The 1,560-nt window shown below is 68.2% G+C and carries 2 protein-coding genes; both read right to left on the bottom strand.

The window, feature by feature from the left end; all coding sequences use genetic code 11:
- The coding region (gene serA, locus K7472_RS32200) for a phosphoglycerate dehydrogenase (protein WP_222982794.1) at positions 1-1,035 on the bottom strand (1,035 nt) is incomplete at its 3' end.
- 105 nt (positions 1,036-1,140) lie between these two features.
- The gene (gene fdxA, locus K7472_RS32195; protein ID WP_222982792.1) at positions 1,141-1,467 is read right to left on the bottom strand and encodes a ferredoxin; all 327 of its coding nucleotides are present in this window, start codon (positions 1,465-1,467) and stop codon (positions 1,141-1,143) included.
- Between the last annotated feature and the right edge of the window lie 93 nt (positions 1,468-1,560).

Genomic DNA, 1,560 nt, shown 5'->3' with positions numbered 1-1,560 from the left:
GACCTCACCCGCCAACGCCGTGAAGATCCGCCCCAACTTCTCCGCCAACGGCAACCCCGGCCGCACATCCTCCGCGATCACACCACCCTGCACATTCACCGCATCCGGCACCAACTCACCCGCCAACGCCAGCCGCACCGACTTCGCGACCGCGATCCCTGCCTTCTCCTGCGCCTCACCCGTCGAAGCGCCCAGGTGGGGGGTGGCCACGACGTTGTCGAACTCGAACAGCGGGGAGTCGGTGCACGGTTCGGACGAGAACACGTCCAGACCCGCACCCGCGACCCGACCCTCCTTCAACGCACTGGCCAACGCCGCCTCGTCGACGATGCCGCCACGCGCGGCGTTGACGATGCGCACCGACGGCTTGACCTTGTGCAGCGCCTCATCGCCGATCAGGCCGAGGGTCTCGGGGGTCTTGGGCAGGTGCACGGTGATGAAGTCCGACACCTCCAGCAACTCGTCCAGCGACAGCAGCTTGACCCCCATCTGCGCCGCCCGCGCCGGCTGCACGTAGGGGTCGTACGCCACGATCTTCATGCCGAACGCCGACATCCGCTGCGCCACCAGCACACCGATCCGACCGAGACCGACCACACCCAGGGTCTTCTCCGCCAGCTCCACACCCGTGTACTTGCTGCGCTTCCACTCACCGTTCTTCAACGCCGCGTTCGCCTGCGGAATGTTGCGCGCCGACGCCACCAGCAGACCACACGCCAACTCCGCCGCGGTCACGATGTTCGACGTCGGCGCATTGACGACCATCACACCGGCCTTCGTAGCGGCCGAGACATCCACATTGTCCAGACCGACACCCGCACGAGCGACGACCCGAAGCTTGCGCGCGGCGGCGATCACCTCCGCGTCCACCTTCGTGGCCGAACGCACCAAAACCGCGTCCACCTCCACGATCGCACCCAGCAACTCGGCACGATCCGCCCCGTCGCAATGCCGGATCTCGAAATCCGGACCCAAGGCATCGACCGTGGCGGGCGAGAGTTCTTCGGCGATCAGAACGACAGGCTTGTTCACCAGGGGACTCATTTCGGCTCGGGGCGCGGGCGGCGTGTGCGGTGTGTCCGCACGGCGGGGGATGGCGTGTCCGCCATGGCCGGGCGGTGGTGACTGCGTGATGTGCCGTCAGTTGGCTTTCTCGCGGAGCGGTTCGGCCGCCACGACGGGGTGGTCCTCGGCGAACGGCTCCTGGCCCGCGGCGCCGCCGGGCGAGCCGATGGTCGCGGCCGTCTCGGCGTCGGCCGTGAGGTACGCGCGCCACTCGGCGGGCAGGTCGTTCTCGTAGAAGACCGCCTCGACCGGGCACACCGGCTCGCAGGCACCGCAGTCGACGCACTCCTCCGGGTGGATGTAGAGCTTGCGCGGGCCCTCGTAGATGCAGTCGACGGGGCACTCCTCGACGCAGGCGCGGTCCTTGATGTCGACGCAGGGCTGGGCGATGACGTAGGTCATGACAGGTTCTCCTCCGTACGGGGCGGGGCGACCGTCCAGGTGTCGTTGCCGGTGAGGAGCGAGGCCAGGTCGCCTTTGCCGTGGTGTTCGATG

The organism is Streptantibioticus parmotrematis (genome assembly GCF_019890615.1).
GTDB lineage: Bacteria > Actinomycetota > Actinomycetes > Streptomycetales > Streptomycetaceae > Streptantibioticus_D > Streptantibioticus_D parmotrematis.
This window is presented reverse-complemented; position numbering and strand designations above follow the sequence as displayed.